The organism is Streptomyces flaveolus (genome assembly GCF_014648815.1).
Lineage (GTDB): Bacteria > Actinomycetota > Actinomycetes > Streptomycetales > Streptomycetaceae > Streptomyces > Streptomyces flaveolus.
The window spans coordinates 40,101-55,548 of record NZ_BMRV01000015.1 but is presented as its reverse complement, the minus strand read 5'-3'; the positions used below and the strand labels follow the sequence as shown (position 1 = coordinate 55,548).

The window sequence follows — 15,448 nt, the reverse complement described above, 5'->3', positions numbered from 1 at the left end:
CGCCCCCGCGCGAGCACGCCCGTCCGGTCTCTGCTGTGCTAGGGCCCATGACGTCCAGTCCCCCTCCCCCTCCCGAGTCCTCCGCCCCGGCCGCCGGCCACCGGCCGCTGCGCAGGCTCACGGCCCGGCCCCGTCACGAGTCGCATCGCGTCGCCTCACCGCTGGAGCTCTTCTTCGACCTGTGCTTCGTCGTGGCCGTCGCCCAGGCGGGCGTCCAGCTGGTGCACGCCGTCGCCGAGAGCCATGCCGGCGAGGGGATCCTCTACTACGCGATGGTCTTCTTCGCCATCTGGTGGGCGTGGATGAACTTCACCTGGTTCGCCTCGGCGTACGACAACGACGACGTGCTCTACCGGGTCGTCACCCTGGTGCAGATCGGCGGGGTCCTGGTCCTCGCCGCCGGGATCTCCCGGGCCTTCGAGGACCACGACTTCCTGGTCATCGTGGTGGGCTATGTGATCATGCGGCTCGCCATGTCGGCGCAGTGGCTGCGCGCGGCGCGCGGCGCCGGACCGGCGGAGCGCGCGATGACCCTGAGATACGCCGGTGGCGTGCTGCTCTGCCAGATCGGCTGGGTGGGGCTGCTGTTCGTGCCGGACGCCGGCCGGGCGTGGCTGTTCCTGGTGATGGCGGTGCTGGAGCTGTGCGTGCCGACGCTCGCGGAGAAGGACCACCAGTCGTCCTGGCACCCGCACCACATCTCCGAGCGGTACGGGCTGTTCACGATCATCGTGCTGGGCGAGACCATCGCCGCGGCCACGGTCGCGGTGAAGTCGGGCATCGACGAGAACGACGCGCTGGGCGAGCTGCTGCCGATCGCGGTGGGCGGACTGCTGATCGTCTTCGCCGCCTGGTGGATCTACTTCGTGGTGCCCGTCCACGGTCATCTGCGCTCCAGCAGGCAGGCGTTCGTGTGGGGGTACGGCCACTACCTGGTCTTCGCCTCGGCGGCGGCGATCGGGGCGGGGCTGGAGGTGGCGGTGGAACAGGCGGTCGGCAAGGCGCACATCTCGACCCTGGCAGCGTCCGCCGCGGTGACCCTGCCGACGGCGATGTACCTGATCACGGTGTGGGTGCTGCACGCGCGCCACTTCAAGGTGGGCATCGCGCAGCAACTGGCCCTGCCGACCGCCGCGCTGCTGGTGATCGGCTGCACGTTCCTCGGAGACGTGGCGGTGCTCGTGGCGGGCATCGTCCTGGCGCTGGCGGTCGCGACCGGGGTGGTGCTGACGGCCCTCGCGGGCCCGGCGGAGCGGAGGGCGACGGGGCCGGCCGCCTGAGCGCGCCCGCCGGACCGGCCGACACTGGGAACATGACAGTTGACGCAGTGACGGACGTCGCCGGGGTACGGGTGGGGCACGCGACGCGCATCGGCGACGGGTGGCTCACGGGGACGACGGTGGTGCTCGCGCCGGAGGGCGGGGCGGTCGCCGCCGTGGACGTGCGCGGCGGTGGTCCCGGCACCAAGGAGACCGACGCGCTCGACCCGCGCAATCTGGTGCAGCGGGTCGAGGCGGTGGTGCTGACCGGTGGCAGCGCCTACGGGCTGGACGCGGCGTCCGGAGTGATGGCCTGGCTGGAGGAGCGGGGACGCGGGGTGCGCGTCGGACCCGGCCCTGCGCACGTCGTGCCGGTGGTGCCCGCCGCCTGCGTCTTCGATCTGGGGCGCGGCGGCGACTTCCGGGCCCGGCCGGACGCGGCGACCGGGCGGGCGGCCGTCGAGGCGGCGCACGCGAGCGCACCGGGCGCGCGGGTGGCCGAGGGAGGTGTCGGGGCCGGCACGGGAGCCGTGGTGGGGCTCCTGAAGGGCGGGGTCGGCACCGCGAGCACCGTGCTGGAGTCGGGCATCACGGTGGCCGCGCTGGTGGTGGCCAACGCGGCGGGGTCGGCGATGGATCCGGAGACGGGGGTGCTGTACGGGGAGTTCTTCCAGGGACGGCGCGTGGTGTATCCGGCGGCGGACGTGCACGAGGCGGCGCGGCGGCGCCTCGCCGAGGTCGCGGCGCGGAACGCACCGCCTCCGCTCAACACCACGGTCGCCGTGGTCGCCACCGACGCCGGGCTGTCCAAGGCGCAGGCGCAGAAGCTGGCCGGTACGGCGCACGACGGCATCGCGCGTGCCGTGCGGCCGGTGCACCTGCTCAACGACGGGGACACGGTGTTCGCCCTCGCCACCGGCGAGCGCCCGCTCGACGCGACGCAGCCGCTCGCGCTGAACGAGGTGCTGGCGGCGGGCGCGGACATGGTGACGCGGGCGATCGTGCGCGCGGTACGCGCCGCCGGTCCGGTGGACGGGCCGGGCGGGGCGTGGCCCTCGTACGGCGAGTTGTACGGGGACGCGCACGGGGCGTCGTAGCGGAACGGGCGTCCGGCGGGGGCGGTGTCCGGGCGCGGGCGGGTGTCCGACGGAAGCAAGTGCCCGGCGTGCAGAGGCGATTGTCGCGGTTCTGTCACTGATGGGCTTTTCCGACGTTCGCCGGGAACCCCGTCGGCCGCCGGTCCGCTCTTCAGGGCTGAAGCGGATACCGCACATCACCTGAACCTGGAGCAGCCCGTGACAACGCAGGACATATCAGCGCGTCGCGCACTGGTGGCCTGCGCCGCCCTCGTGGTCGGCGCCCTGACCCTCACCGCCTGCGGCGGCAGCGCCAGCGCCGACGACAAGAGCGGCGGTGACGGCAAGGACGGCACCGGTTCGGTCAAGACCTCCGTGGCGAAGGTCGTGATCTCCGCGAAGGACGGGTCGACCGGTGCGTCGATCAACGCGACCGGCGTGAAGGTCAGCGACGGCAAGCTGACCGACGTGAAGATGACGGTGGCGGGCGCGGGCACGGCCGTACCGGGCTCGCTGTCCGCCGACGGCACGAGCTGGAAGCCGAAGGAGCAGTTGGAGCGCGGCACGAAGTACCGGATCAGCGCGACGGCGAAGGACGCGAACGGCCTGCCCGCCGCGGCCGACTCGACCTTCACCACCGTCTCCTCGGACAACAGCTTCATCGGCACCTACACCCCGGACGGGGGCGCCACGGTGGGGGTGGGCATGCCGGTGTCGTTCACGTTCGACAAGGAGATCGGCGACAAGAAGGCCGTGCAGTCGCACATCTCGGTCACCTCCAGCAGCGGGCAGGAGGTGGTCGGGCACTGGTTCGGCTCGCAGCGGCTCGACTTCCGGCCCGACGACTACTGGAAGGCCGGCTCCAAGGTCACGATGAAGATCGACCTGGACGGGGTGGAGGGCGCGAACGGCGTCTTCGGCGTGCAGAAGAAGACCGTCACGTTCACCGTGGGCCGCTCGCAGGTCTCCACGGTCGACGTGAACACGCAGACCATGACGGTCGTGCGCGACGGCGAGACGGTCAAGTCGATCCCGATCTCGGCGGGCAGCGCGGAGAACCCGACGTACAACGGCAAGATGGTGATCTCCGAGAAGTCCCTCCAGACGCACATGGACGGCTCGACGGTCGGCTTCGGCGGCGAGTACGACATCCCGGACGTGCCGCACGCGATGCGGCTGAGCAGCAGCGGCACGTTCATCCACGGCAACTACTGGTACCTGCGGGGCAATCCGCCCTTCGGCCGCCAGGGCACCAGCCACGGCTGCGTGGGACTGCAGGACGTCCAGGGCGGCCAGGGCGACACGCCGAGCAAGTGGTTCTACGACCACTCGCTCATCGGGGACGTGGTCGTCGTCAAGAACTCCCCGGACGACACGATCGCGCCCGACAACGGCCTCAACGGCTGGAACATGGGCTGGAGCGAGTGGGTCGCCGGCAGCGCCGTCTGATCCCGGCCGGTTCCGGCCGATCCGCACGCTGAGCAGCGATGTTTGACGGTTCGCCGGGTCGCGCGGGAACTCCTCGCGCGACCCGCGCGTTTTTCGTGCGTACGTTTTCCCGGTTCCCGAACATGATGTCCGACCGAGGGGCTACGGTATGCACCCACCAGGTGACATGCAGCAACGCCGGGAGAAACCTTGAGCGTTCCGTACGAGACGGCAGCGTACGAACCAGCCGAGTCGCCCGAGTCTCCGGAGGAGCACCTCATGCGACTGCTCGGCCGCGCCCTGAACTCGTTCGAGCTGCCCGACGAGACGATACGGCGACTGGACTGCGCGCTGGCGCACGACGGTTCGCTGCACTCCGCGCACCACAGCGCGGGGCTGCATCGCGAGACGTACCGGCACACGTGGCTGCTCGCCGACGGCTCGGCACTCACCCTCTGGGAGCTCGTCCACAACACCGCCCCGGGCGGTGAGGCGCAGCACGAGGTGTACGTCGACGAGGAGGAGCTGCGCGCCGCCACCGCGAGGCTGGCGCTGCCGCCGGACACGCCGGACTTCGAACTGCCGGTGCCGGTGCAGCTGTCGCCGCTCCCCACCCCGCGGCACGTCTACGTGCAGGGCGGCTCGGCGGACCACGCCCGCAGGCTGCTGCGGCGCGCGGAGAACGCGGACCGGCCCGGCGCGGACATCGCCGCCCGGCTGGCCACGGCGTCCGCCCACCAGATCACGCAGGCCTTCGGCGGCCCCGGCCGCACGGGCCGTCCCGCGGTCGGCTTCTCGCTCTACGAGCACGCCTTCCTGCTGCGCGACGGCGCCGAGGTCTCCCTGTGGGAGGTCGAGCACACGGCCACGCCCGACGGGCGGCACATGTGCGAGGTGTACGTCAGCGAGGACGCGGCCCGCCGGGCCATGGAGCGGCGCGCGGCGCAGGTGTCCTGAGCCGCCGTCACCGGTCGGTCGTACGACAGCCGGGCCGGGTCCTCGTCGGACCCGGCCCGGCTGTCACGTTGTCCGCAGTGTGTTCAGGCCGCCACCGGCTCCTTCGCACCCGCCGTCGAGGCGGACGGGGCCGCGTCGCCGGTTCCCGGCGTCGCCGTTCCGGGTGCCTGCTTGCGCAGGCCCTTGAGGACGATCACCAGGGCCGTGGTGACGCAGACGCCGGCCGCGACGGCGACCAGGTAGAGCAGCGGGTTGCCGATCAGCGGGACCACGAAGATGCCGCCGTGCGGGGCGCGCAGCGTCGCGCCGAAGGCCATCGACAGGGCGCCGGTGAGCGCGCCGCCCACCATCGAGGAGGGGATGACCCGCAGCGGGTCGGCCGCGGCGAACGGGATGGCGCCCTCGGAGATGAAGGAGGCGCCCAGCACCCAGGCGGCCTTGCCGTTCTCGCGCTCGGCGGCGTTGAACAGCCGGCCGCGCACGGTCGTGGCCAGGGCCATCGCCAGCGGCGGGACCATCCCGGCCGCCATGACCGCCGCCATGATCTTCATCGCGGAGTCGCTGGGGTCGCTGACCGCGATGCCGGCCGTGGCGAAGGCGTAGGCGACCTTGTTGACCGGGCCGCCGAGGTCGAAGCACATCATCAGGCCGAGCAGCGCGCCGAGCAGGACGGCGTTGGCGCCGGACAGTCCGCTCAGCCAGTCGGTCATCGCCGTCTGCGCGGATGCGATGGGTTTGCCGATCACCACGAACATCAGGAAGCCGACGACCGCCGAGGAGATCAGCGGGATCACCACCACCGGCATGATGCCGCGCAGCGCGGCCGGGATCCGCACCCGCTGGATCGCCATCACCACGGCACCGGAGATCAGACCGGCCGCCAGACCGCCGAGGAAGCCCGCGTTGATGGTCAGCGCGATCGAGCCGCCGACGAAGCCGGGGACGAGGCCGGGCCGGTCGGCCATGCCGTAGGCGATGTAGCCGGCCAGGACCGGGACGAGGAAGCCGAACGCCACGCCGCCGATCTGGAACAGCAGCGCCGCCCAGCTGTCGGCCTGCGACCACACGAAGTGGTCCATCACCGACGGCGCCTTGTTGATCCCGTAGCCGCCGATCGCGAAACCGAGGGCGATGAGCAGACCGCCCGCCGCGACGAAGGGCACCATGTAACTGACGCCCGACATCAGCCACTTGCGCAGCTTGGTGCCGTAGCCCTCGCCGGCCTCGCCGCCGCGCTCGACGGGCGTCGCGCCCGGGGACGCCGAGGTGACCTCGCCGCGGGCCGCCTTGCCGCGGACCTCGGTGATCAGCTCGCCGGGGCGGTTGATGGCCGCCTTGACGCCGGTGTCGACGGTGGCCTTACCGGCGAAGCGGTCCTTGTCGCGCACGGGCACGTCATGGGCGAAGATCACGCCGTCCGCCGCCTCGATGACCGCCGGGTCGAGCCGGGTGAAGCCGGCCGAGCCCTGGGTCTCGACGGCGATCGCGACGCCCGCCTCGCGGCCGGCGTTCTCCAGCGACTCGGCCGCCATGTAGGTGTGCGCGATGCCGGTGGGGCAGGAGGTGACGGCGACGATGCGGAAGGGCCGCTCGGGCTCCGCCGCCGGCGCCTCGTCGCTCTCGGTGCTGCTCGCGGCGCCGCTCGCCGTGCTGCCCGTGGCGGTCTCGGCGGAGGCCGCCGCCGAGACCGCCACGGAGTCCTCGTCGCCGTCGGAAACCGCCGGCGCCTCCCCGCGGATGAGCGCCGCGGCGGCCCCGGCGTCGCCCACCGAGCGGAGCGCGGCCGTGAACTCGGCGTTCATCAACTGCCGCGCCAAGGACGAGAGGATCGTCAGGTGGGCGTCGTCGGCGCCCGCCGGAGCGGCGATCAGGAAGATCAGGTCGGCCGGGCCGTCCGCCGCGCCGAAGTCGATGCCGAGCGCGCTGCGGCCGAAGGCGAGGGTCGGCTCGGTGACGTGCTCGCTGCGGCAGTGCGGGATGCCGATGCCGCCGTCCAGGCCGGTCGGCATCTGCGCCTCGCGGGCGGCCACGTCGGCGAGGAAGCCCTCCAGGTCGGTCACCCGGCCCTGGGCCACCATGCGTTCGGCGAGGGCGCGCGCCGCCGCTTCCTTGGTGTCGGCGGACAGGTCGAGGTCGACCAGATCCGCGGTGATCATGTCGCTCATCGCGGGCTCCTTAGCTCGCGTATCGCCCGGAACGCGGAAGGGTGGGCGAGGGTGGGGACGGAGGTACTGCGGGCAGGGGTGGTGCGAGGGGGAGTACGGGGGACGGGGGTACGGGGGTGAGGGCCGGGGAGGGCGCCGGCGCCGTGCGGGGCGCTCATGACACCGGCTCCGTCAGCGCGCGGTCCACCGGCACCCGGTCCGTGACCGTCACCGCGGCCGGGTCCAGGTCGGCCGGTGTCGGCATGACACTGCCGGGGAGCCGGACGGCCGCGGCGCCGTGCGCGACGGCGGAGGCGAGGGCCCCCGGTCCGCCGCCGCCGGCGATGAGGAATCCGGCCAGGGAGGAGTCACCGGCGCCGACGTTGCTGCGTACGGCGTCCACGCGGGCGCTGCCGAACCAGGTGCCCGCGTCGTCCACGAGCAGCTGCCCGTCGGCGCCCAGGCTGGCGAGCACGGCACGCGCGCCCAGTTCGCGCAGCTCCTCGGCGGCCTTCAGGGCGTCGCCGACGGTGGCCAGGGGGCGCCCGACGACCTCGGCGAGCTCCTCGGCGTTGGGCTTGACCACGTCGGGCCGCTCGCTCAGCGCCTCGCGCAGGGCGGGCCCGGACGTGTCCAGGGCGATGCGGACCCCGGCGGCGTGCGCCCGGGCGACCAGGGCGGCGTACCAGGACGGGGCGAGTCCGCGGGGCAGGCTGCCGCAGCAGGCGATCCAGTCGGCGCCGCGCGACTGCCGCCGTACGGCCTCCAGGAGCAGTTCCTGTTCGGCCGCCGACAGTTCGGGCCCCGGGGCGTTGATCTTCGTCAGGACGCCGTCGGCCTCGGCGAGCGCGATGTTGGAGCGGGTGGCCCCGGCGACGGGCACCGGCGCGACCTCGATGCCCTGGGCGTCGAGCAGGTCGGCGACGAGCGCGCCGGGTGCGCCGCCGAGGGGCAGTACCGCGACGGTGCGCTGCCCGGCCGCCGTGACCGCGCGCGAGACGTTCACGCCCTTGCCGCCCGGGTCGACCCGCTCGCCGGTGGCGCGGACGACCTCGCCGCGGTCCAGTGAGGGCACCTCGTAGGTGCGGTCCAGCGACGGGTTGGGGGTGACGGTGAGGATCATGCGCGTACTACTTCCGTGCCGTCGCGCTCGATGGCGGCGGCGTCTTCGGGGCTCAGCCCGCTGTCGGTGATCAGCAGGTCCACGTCGCTCAGGGCGCCGAAGCGGGCGAAGTGCTCCTGGCCGTGCTTGGAGGAGTCGGCGAGCAGCACGACGCGCCGGGCCGCGGCGACGGCGGCCCGCTTGACCGCAGCCTCGGCGAGGTCGGGGGTGGTCAGGCCGTGCTCGGCCGAGAAGCCGTTGGCCGCCACCATCAGCACGTCGGCGCGGATCTCGCCGTACGCGCGCAGCGCCCAGGCGTCCACGGCGGCCCGCGTACGGTGCCGCACGCGCCCGCCGACCAGGTGGAGCTGGATGCCGGGGTGGTCGGCGAGGCGGGCCGCGATGGGCAGGCTGTGGGTGACGACGGTGAGCTGCGCCTCGGGCGGGAAGGCGGCGGCCAGGCCGGCCACCGTCGAACCGGCGTCCAGGATGACCGTGCCCTCGGCGGGCAGTTCCGCGAGGGCCGCCTTGGCGATCCGCTCCTTCTCGCCGGCCGCCGTGGACTCGCGCTCGGCGAGGTCCGGCTCGAAGTCGAGGCGCCCGGCGGGGATGGCGCCGCCGTGCACCCGGCGGAGCAGACCGGCGCGGTCCAGGGCCTTGAGGTCGCGGCGGATGGTCTCCGCCGTCACCTGGAACTCCTCGGCCAACGACACGACGTCCACCCGGCCGCCGTCCCGGGCGAGCCGGAGGATCTCCTGCTGCCGCTCCGGTGCGTACATGCCTGTTCACCTCCACCTTGTGCCCGAACGTGTGGTTTCACGGGAGGCTACGCCCGGTTTTCGGGAATGTAAACCGGCAAGTGGAAGCGACCAGACACAAACGGGCATGAACGGGCGTGGGATGGAGGCAAGTGGGCCCGAACCCCGAGTGGGTCCGAACCCGGGACGCGGGTGGGCCCGGCACCGAAGTGCCGGGCCCACCCGCGTCCCCGTTCCGCCGCCGACCGCCCCGTCGTCACACGAGTGCGGGCTTCTTCTCCCCCGCCGCGGCCTCCTCCTGCGCGTCCGCCCCTTCCACGTGCTGGGCCGGCCGCTTGGGCAGGGCGAACATCAGCAGGAAGATGGCGCCCATCACCGCGGCCACCCAGCCCAGCGCGTTCTGGAAGGCGTCCGCGTAGGCCGGGCCGATGCCGGCCCTGGTGAGGTGGTCGTCCATCGTGCCGAAGAAGACCACCGACACCAGGCCGAGCCCGAGCGCGTTGCCCATCTGCTGCACGGTGTTGATCAGCCCGGACGCCGCACCGGCGTGCTCGCGCGGCACCTGGGACAACACCGCGTCCGTCAGCGGGGCGACGATCAGGCCCATGCCGAGACCCATGACGACCAGAGGCAGCGCCATCTGCCAGGACGTGATGGCGAGTCCGTACCGCTCGGCCTCCCAGATGTAGAGCAGCACTCCGGCCGCCATCACCAGCGCGCCCGCCTGGAGCACCTTGCGCCCGAACCGCGGAACCAGCTGCTGCACGGACAGGCCCGCCGCCGTCGACACCGCGATCGAGAACGGCACGCCCGTCAGGCCGGACCGCAGCGGGCTCCAGCCCAGCCCCACCTGCATGTAGAGCGTCCACACCAGGAAGAAGATGCCGAGACCGACCCCGAAGACGGTCTGCACGGCGATGCCCGCAGCGAAGCTCTTGACCTTGAACAGCGACAGCTCGACCAGCGGGGAACCGTCCCGCGCGCTCTTGCGCCGCTCGTACGCCACCAGCACCGCGAGGACGACGAACGCGCCGCCCATCGACACGTACCCCCACAGCGGCCAGCCCAGCTCCTCGCCCCGGGTCAGCGGGTAGATCAGCATCAGCAGGCCGAGGGTGACCAGGGCGACGCCGACGAGGTCCAGCTTGAGGGCGCGCGGGGCCTTGGACTCGGTGATGAAGCGGCTGCCGAGGATCAGGCCGGCGATGCCGACCGGCAGGTTGATGAGGAAGATGGGCCGCCACTCCAGGCCGAAGAGGTTCCACTCGGTGAGCAGGGCGCCGAGCAGCGGGCCGGAGACGGCGCCCAGTCCGACGATCGCGCCGAACAGCCCGAACACCTTGCCGCGCTCGTGCGCCGGGAAGGTGGCGTGCACGATCGACAGCACCTGCGGCACCATCAGCGCCGCCATGGCGCCCTGGAGGATGCGGGAGGCGACCAGCATCTCCGGGTTCACCGCGAAGCCGCACAGCGCGGACGCGAGCGTGAAGCCGGCGATGCCCACCAGGAACAGCCGCTTGCGGCCGTGGATGTCGCCGAGCCGTCCGCCGGTGATCAGGCCGGCGGCGAAGGCGAGGGCGTATCCGGCGGTGATCCACTGGATCTGGCTGACGGTGGCGCCCTCGTCCCGCTGGATCGACGGGATCGCGATGTTGACGATCGTGACGTCGACGAGGTCCATGAACGCCGCCGTCATCACGATCGCGAGGGCGAACCAGCGCCGGCGGTCGCCGTCCGCGGCGGGCCGGTCCTGGGGTGTGTCCGGGGTGTGCGTGAAGGTCATGGGACCAAGCTATGGCCCCAGTAGGTCAGATCGCGTCCTATATATGGGGCATCCTCGGGCTCATGACGACGGACACTCCGGCCCGGCTCCTGACGCTGCTCTCCCTGCTCCAGACACCCCGTGAATGGCCCGGCGGCGAACTCGCCGACCGGCTCGGGGTCTCCCGCCGCACGGTCCGGCGGGACATCGACCGGCTGCGCGAACTGGGCTACCCCGTGCAGGCGACCATGGGCGCCGACGGCGGGTACCGGCTGGTCGCCGGCAAGGCGATGCCGCCCCTCGTGCTGGACGACGAGGAGGCGGTGGCGATCGCGGTCGGGCTGCGCGCCGGGGCGGGGCACGCGGTGGAGGGCGTGGACGAGGCGTCGGTGCGGGCGCTGGCCAAGCTGGAACAGGTGCTGCCGTCGCGGCTGCGGCACCGCGTCGCCACGCTCCAGGCCGCGACGACGCCGCTGACCAGTGGGGACGGGCCGAGCATCGCGCCCGAGACGCTGACCGTGATGGCCTCCACGGTGGCCGGACGCGAGCGGCTGCGGTTCGCCTACCGCGCCGGGGACGGCACCGAGTCGCGGCGCCTGACGGAGCCGTACCGGCTGGTCTCGACGGGGCGGCGCTGGTACCTGGTCGCGTACGACGTCGACCGCGACGACTGGCGGACGTTCCGGGTGGACCGGGTGAGCGAGCCGTTCGCGACGGGCGCGCGGTTCGCTCCGCGGGAACTGCCGACGGGGAACGCGGCGGAGTATCTGCGCCGGTCCATGCAGCGGCGCGGCGACTCGTACGAGATCGTCGTCACCTTCGCCGCGCCGGTACGGGAGGTCGCCGCGCGGCTGCCGGGATGGCTCGGCCCGCCGGAGCCGGTGGGCGACGGGACGTCGTGCGTGCTGCGGGCCACGGTCTCGGACGCGGTGGAGTGGATGGCGGTACGACTCGCGATGCTGGGGGTGGACTTCCGCGTCCAGGAACCCCCGGAACTGGTGACCAGCGTACGAACCCTGGGGGCCCGCCTGACCCGAGCGACCCCGGAGCCCTGACGCCCGCCCCCACCCACACCCGTGCCCCCACGCCCCGCGGGCAATCGCGCCTCCCCCAGTGCCTGAACGGCCTGGGAGGTACCCCTGAGGCGGCACGGGTGGGCGTGGCGGCACCTCGCCGGCGCCGAGTCGCGCGTCGCACCCCGCGCCCCAGCCCGGCTGCGCGACCCACCCCGGCGCCACCCACCACCGCGCTACACCTCCCGCGCCTCCTCCCACGCGAACCCCCGCAGCACCTCGAGGTTCTCCAGCGCCAGGTCCAGCGCCCTCCCCGCCTCCTGCGCGGACGCGGCCCAGTACTCCACCGCCACCCGCACCGCCGCCCCCGCCGTGGCGGCGGCGAAGCGGAGCCGGGGTCCGGCCACCGGCGCCTCGGCAACGTTGTCGCCGTCGCCGTCCTCACCTTGCGCGGCCGCAGCCCGCTCGGCCAAGGCCTCCCCGAGCGCCCGCTCGGTCATGTGGCACACGTCGGCCCACACCTTCCGCAGCGCCGGGCTCGTCTCCGCCAGGCGGATCAGCGTCCGGGCCCCCTCCCACGACGCGGCGGACACCCCGGCACCCGGCGTCAGCGTGTGCCGCGCCGCGTGTTCCAGGGCCTGCGGCGGGGACAGCTCGGCCGGGGCATCCCGCACCGCCTCGATCCAGCGCTCGGCCCCGAGGGCGTAAAGGGGCGCGACGGCCTCCTCCTTGGTGGCGAAGTACCGGTAGAAGGTGCGCGGGGCGATGCCGGCGGCGTGCGCGATGTCTTCGGCCCGGGTGGCCCGCAGGCCCTGGTGCACGAAGAGGTGGGCCGCCGCGCGGGCGATGTCCATGCGGGTCTCGGCCTTGCGCCGCTCGGTCAGCGAGACCGGTGGCCGGCCGAGGGCGGGAGTACGGGTGGTGCTGCTCACTTCGGCAGGCTATGCCGCTGTGGCAGAATCTGCCATCCGGCGGGTCACCCCGGGGTTCAGGTTCGGGGTGGCCCGCCGCTTCATGGCCTGCGCGGTCCTGGCCTCCGCCCGCGGACGGAGAGAGCCGGGCTGCGGCACCCGGGGGGGGAGGGGCGCCGAGCCCGGCTCGGGAAGTCCCGGCGCCGGGGGGAGTGCGTCGGGACGTGGTCCAAGTGTGCGTCGGATCCGGTGCGGATCGGGGACCGAACCGCCGGGCCCGGAATCTTTGTTCCCGGGCCCCTGCCGGTTGAAGCAGCGTTACGCGCCATGTTTGCGCGGGCTTCGGCCACCGGCGTACGCCCCAGGCGTCACGCCACGCCCCCGCCTCACGGGGCCGCCCTGCGACGGCCCCCGGCGGTCTTACGCCGCTGCCTCGAAGCCGGTGTCACGCGCCAGCTTCTTCAGTTCCAGCAGCGCGTGCTTCTCGATCTGCCGGATCCGCTCGCGGGTGAGTCCGTGCTCCTTGCCGACCTCGGTCAACGTGCGCTCGCGGCCGTCGTCGATGCCGTAGCGCATCTTGATGATGGAGGCCGTGCGCGGGTCGAGGCGGCCGATCAGGTCGTCCAGCTCCTCGCTGCGCAGCAGCGTCATCACGGACTGCTCGGGCGACACGGCGGAGGTGTCCTCCAGCAGGTCGCCGAACTGGGTCTCGCCCTCGTCGTCCACCGACATGTTCAGCGAGACCGGGTCACGGGCCCAGTCGAGCACGTCGACCACACGCTCCGGCGTCGAACCGAGCTCGGCGGCGATCTCCGCGGGCTCCGGCTCACGGCCGTGCTCGCGGTTGAACTCGCGCTGCACGCGCCGGATCCGGCCGAGCTCCTCCACCAGGTGGACGGGCAGGCGGATGGTGCGCGACTGGTCGGCGATCGACCGGGTGATGGCCTGGCGGATCCACCAGGTCGCGTACGTCGAGAACTTGAAGCCCTTGCGGTAGTCGAACTTCTCGACCGCGCGGACCAGGCCTGCGTTGCCCTCCTGGATGAGGTCGAGGAGCGGCAGACCGCTGCGCGGGTAGCGGCGGGCGACCGCGACGACCAGGCGGAGGTTGGAGCGGATGAAGACGTCCTTCGCCCGCTCGCCCTCGGCGATCAGGGCCTCGAGCTCCTCTCGGGTGGCATCCGCCCCGGTCTCCTCGTAGCCTTCGAGGACCTGCCGCGCGAACACACCCGCCTCGATGGTCTGGGACAGCTCGACCTCCTTGGCGGCGTCGAGCAGCGGGGTCCGCGCGATCTCGTCGAGGTACATGCCGACCAGATCGCGGTCGGCGAGCTCGCCGCCGTTGGCGCGGACGCTGGTTGCCGCGGCGCTCGTCTCGCCGGTGGCGGACTTACGACGGGCGACGGCACGGGTTGCCATGCGTGCTCCCTTGCGATGAGTGGTTCAGCGGGTGGTCCAGCGGACGTTCGGCACTGTGTGGATCGTCTCCGGTCTCTGTCTTGCTGGTGCGGAATCCGTCTCCGGACTCCCTCGGGACTCTCCTCGGGTGCCCTGCATCCGATGGAAACAACGACTGGAATCCGGACAGAATTCCCAACCCGTCCCCCGATTTTTCTGATCATGCAGTACCCTGTGCCGCCGCAGGAGGGAGACCGATGCCGTCGGAGCGCACGGATGTCCAGGTCAGGCCGGGGGTCGACGACGACCTCAAGGCCCTCACGGAGCTCTACAACCACTACGTACGTGAGACGCCCATCACGTTCGACACCGAACCCTTCACCCCGCAAGAGCGCCGTTCGTGGCTGCTCTCCCACCCTGAAGACGGCCCGTACCGGCTGAGGGTTGCCACGGACGCGGACTCACAGGAGATTCTGGGCTACGCCACATCCAGCCCTTATCGCGCCAAGCCCGCGTACACGACTTCGGTGGAGACCACCGTCTACGTCGCCCCGCACGCCGGCGGCCGGGGCATCGGCACGCTGCTCTACACGTCGCTCTTCGAGGCCCTGGCCGGCGAGGACCTGCACCGCGCCTATGCGGGCATCGCGCAGCCCAACGAGGCCTCCGCCCGACTGCACGAGCGCCTCGGCTTCCGGCACGTGGGCACGTTCCGCGAGGTGGGCCGCAAGTTCGGCCGCTACTGGGACGTGGCCTGGTACGAGAAGCCGCTCCAGCACCGCTGCGAGGGGTAGCCGAACCATCGGCCGAACCGTCAGCCGAACTGCACCGACCGCTTCGCCAGCCCCATCCAGAACCCGTCGATCACCGACTTGCGCAGGTCCAGCTCACCGGCCGCGTCGGCCGCGCCCATCGTCACGAACAGCGGGGCGAAGTGCTCGGTGCGCGGGTGGGCGAGCTGCCCCGCCGGTGACTTGCGGGCGAAGTCGAGCAGCCCGTCCACGTCACCGGCCTCGAGCGCGCGCCGCCCCCAGTCGTCGAACTCCGCGGACCAGGCGGGTACGCCGCCCTGGCGCAGGGCGGCCAGGTTGTGGGTGAAGAACCCGGAGCCGATGATCAGCACGCCCTCGTCGCGCAGGGGCGCCAGCCTGCGGCCGATCTCCATCAGCCGCACGGGGTCGAGGGTCGGCATGGACACCTGGAGGACCGGGATGTCGGCGTCCGGGTACATCTCCACCAGCGGCACGTACGCACCGTGGTCGAGGCCGCGGTCGGGGACGTCCTGCACGGGCGTACCGGGGGCGCGCAGCAGCTTGCGGACGGAGTCGGCGAGTCCGGGGGCGCCGGGGGCCTCGTAGCGCACCTGGTAGTAGTGCTCGGGGAAGCCCCAGAAGTCGTAGACGAGCGGCACCGTGCGGGTGGCGCCGAGGGCGAGCGGCGCCTCCTCCCAGTGGGCGGAGACGACGAGGATCGCCTTCGGGCGCGGCAGGCCGGCGGCCCACGCGGCCAGCTCGCCGGGCCAGACGGGGTCGTCGGCGAGGGGCGGGGCGCCGTGACTGAGGTAGAGGGCGGGCATGCGCTCCCGGACGTCGGTCGACATGGCGGCGGCTCCCCATCACATGACTGTTGCTTGAAGTCTC

Annotated in this window: 13 protein-coding genes; 6 read left to right on the top strand and 7 right to left on the bottom strand. The window is 72.8% G+C overall.

Translation table 11 applies throughout. The annotated features are described in order from the left end of the window. The first annotated feature begins 47 nt into the window (after nt 1-47). The 4 genes from IEZ05_RS28935 to IEZ05_RS28920 all read left to right on the top strand — a co-directional run bounded on the left by IEZ05_RS28935 (nt 48) and on the right by IEZ05_RS28920 (nt 4,720). Nucleotides 48-1,280: a low temperature requirement protein A gene (locus IEZ05_RS28935; RefSeq protein WP_189233212.1), complete on the top strand. Its 1,233-nt coding sequence runs from the start codon at nt 48-50 to the stop codon at nt 1,278-1,280. A gap of 32 nt (nt 1,281-1,312) precedes the next feature. Beyond that, the gene (locus IEZ05_RS28930) at nt 1,313-2,356 is read left to right on the top strand and encodes a P1 family peptidase (RefSeq protein ID WP_189233211.1); all 1,044 of its coding nucleotides are present in this window, start codon (nt 1,313-1,315) and stop codon (nt 2,354-2,356) included. A 198-nt stretch (nt 2,357-2,554) separates the two neighbouring features. Further along, complete coding sequence (locus IEZ05_RS28925; protein WP_189233210.1) at nt 2,555-3,784, top strand: L,D-transpeptidase family protein; 1,230 nt, start codon at nt 2,555-2,557, stop codon at nt 3,782-3,784. Between the two features lie 189 nt (nt 3,785-3,973). Next, nucleotides 3,974-4,720 (top strand): DUF6227 family protein, encoded by a 747-nt coding sequence (locus IEZ05_RS28920; protein ID WP_189233209.1) that lies wholly within the window; start codon nt 3,974-3,976, stop codon nt 4,718-4,720. An 83-nt stretch (nt 4,721-4,803) separates the two neighbouring features. On the opposite strand, the gene IEZ05_RS28915 is transcribed toward IEZ05_RS28920, so the two are convergent. From IEZ05_RS28915 to IEZ05_RS28900, 4 genes are all read right to left on the bottom strand, one after another. Beyond that, nucleotides 4,804-6,885 (bottom strand): PTS fructose transporter subunit IIABC, encoded by a 2,082-nt coding sequence (locus tag IEZ05_RS28915; RefSeq protein ID WP_189233208.1) that lies wholly within the window; start codon nt 6,883-6,885, stop codon nt 4,804-4,806. A gap of 154 nt (nt 6,886-7,039) precedes the next feature. Further along, nucleotides 7,040-7,987 carry a 1-phosphofructokinase gene (pfkB, locus tag IEZ05_RS28910; RefSeq protein ID WP_189233207.1) on the bottom strand — a complete coding sequence of 316 codons (948 nt, stop codon included), beginning with the start codon at nt 7,985-7,987 and terminating at the stop codon, nt 7,040-7,042. Further along, a complete protein-coding gene (locus IEZ05_RS28905; protein WP_189233206.1) occupies nt 7,984-8,745 on the bottom strand; it encodes a DeoR/GlpR family DNA-binding transcription regulator in 762 nt (253 codons plus the stop codon). Before IEZ05_RS28905 ends, pfkB begins: the two co-directional genes overlap by 4 nt. Nucleotides 8,746-8,980: 235 nt before the next feature. Beyond that, a complete protein-coding gene (locus tag IEZ05_RS28900; protein WP_189233205.1) occupies nt 8,981-10,507 on the bottom strand; it encodes an MFS transporter in 1,527 nt (508 codons plus the stop codon). 62 nt (nt 10,508-10,569) lie between these two features. Between IEZ05_RS28900 and IEZ05_RS28895 the strand changes: the two genes are divergently transcribed. Further along, nucleotides 10,570-11,541: a helix-turn-helix transcriptional regulator gene (locus tag IEZ05_RS28895; protein ID WP_189233204.1), complete on the top strand. Its 972-nt coding sequence runs from the start codon at nt 10,570-10,572 to the stop codon at nt 11,539-11,541. 194 nt (nt 11,542-11,735) lie between these two features. Here the strand turns inward: IEZ05_RS28895 and IEZ05_RS28890 are convergent, their stop codons facing one another. Together IEZ05_RS28890 and IEZ05_RS28885 are read right to left on the bottom strand one after the other, a co-directional pair. Next, a complete protein-coding gene (locus IEZ05_RS28890; protein WP_308426966.1) occupies nt 11,736-12,431 on the bottom strand; it encodes a TetR/AcrR family transcriptional regulator in 696 nt (231 codons plus the stop codon). A 399-nt stretch (nt 12,432-12,830) separates the two neighbouring features. Next, nucleotides 12,831-13,829: a sigma-70 family RNA polymerase sigma factor gene (locus IEZ05_RS28885; protein ID WP_189233203.1), complete on the bottom strand. Its 999-nt coding sequence runs from the start codon at nt 13,827-13,829 to the stop codon at nt 12,831-12,833. 236 nt (nt 13,830-14,065) lie between these two features. On the opposite strand from IEZ05_RS28885, the gene IEZ05_RS28880 reads away from it, so the two are divergent. After that, nucleotides 14,066-14,602 carry a GNAT family N-acetyltransferase gene (locus tag IEZ05_RS28880; protein WP_189233202.1) on the top strand — a complete coding sequence of 179 codons (537 nt, stop codon included), beginning with the start codon at nt 14,066-14,068 and terminating at the stop codon, nt 14,600-14,602. 20 nt (nt 14,603-14,622) lie between these two features. Here IEZ05_RS28880 and IEZ05_RS28875 read toward each other — a convergent pair whose 3' ends face one another. Continuing rightward, nucleotides 14,623-15,384, bottom strand: a complete 762-nt coding sequence (locus tag IEZ05_RS28875; RefSeq protein ID WP_189233323.1) for a dioxygenase family protein — start codon at nt 15,382-15,384, stop codon at nt 14,623-14,625. Nucleotides 15,385-15,448: the final 64 nt, after the last annotated feature.

Coding starts and splice junctions, on each gene's coding strand:
- IEZ05_RS28935 (WP_189233212.1), top strand. CDS start 48: ATGACGTCCAGTCCCCCTCCCCCTCCCGAGTCCTCCGCCCCGGCCGCC.
- pfkB (WP_189233207.1), bottom strand. CDS start 7,987: ATGATCCTCACCGTCACCCCCAACCCGTCGCTGGACCGCACCTACGAG.
- IEZ05_RS28915 (WP_189233208.1), bottom strand. CDS start 6,885: ATGAGCGACATGATCACCGCGGATCTGGTCGACCTCGACCTGTCCGCC.
- IEZ05_RS28900 (WP_189233205.1), bottom strand. CDS start 10,507: ATGACCTTCACGCACACCCCGGACACACCCCAGGACCGGCCCGCCGCG.
- IEZ05_RS28895 (WP_189233204.1), top strand. CDS start 10,570: ATGACGACGGACACTCCGGCCCGGCTCCTGACGCTGCTCTCCCTGCTC.
- IEZ05_RS28875 (WP_189233323.1), bottom strand. CDS start 15,384: ATGCCCGCCCTCTACCTCAGTCACGGCGCCCCGCCCCTCGCCGACGAC.
- IEZ05_RS28880 (WP_189233202.1), top strand. CDS start 14,066: ATGCCGTCGGAGCGCACGGATGTCCAGGTCAGGCCGGGGGTCGACGAC.
- IEZ05_RS28885 (WP_189233203.1), bottom strand. CDS start 13,829: ATGGCAACCCGTGCCGTCGCCCGTCGTAAGTCCGCCACCGGCGAGACG.
- IEZ05_RS28905 (WP_189233206.1), bottom strand. CDS start 8,745: ATGTACGCACCGGAGCGGCAGCAGGAGATCCTCCGGCTCGCCCGGGAC.
- IEZ05_RS28930 (WP_189233211.1), top strand. CDS start 1,313: ATGACAGTTGACGCAGTGACGGACGTCGCCGGGGTACGGGTGGGGCAC.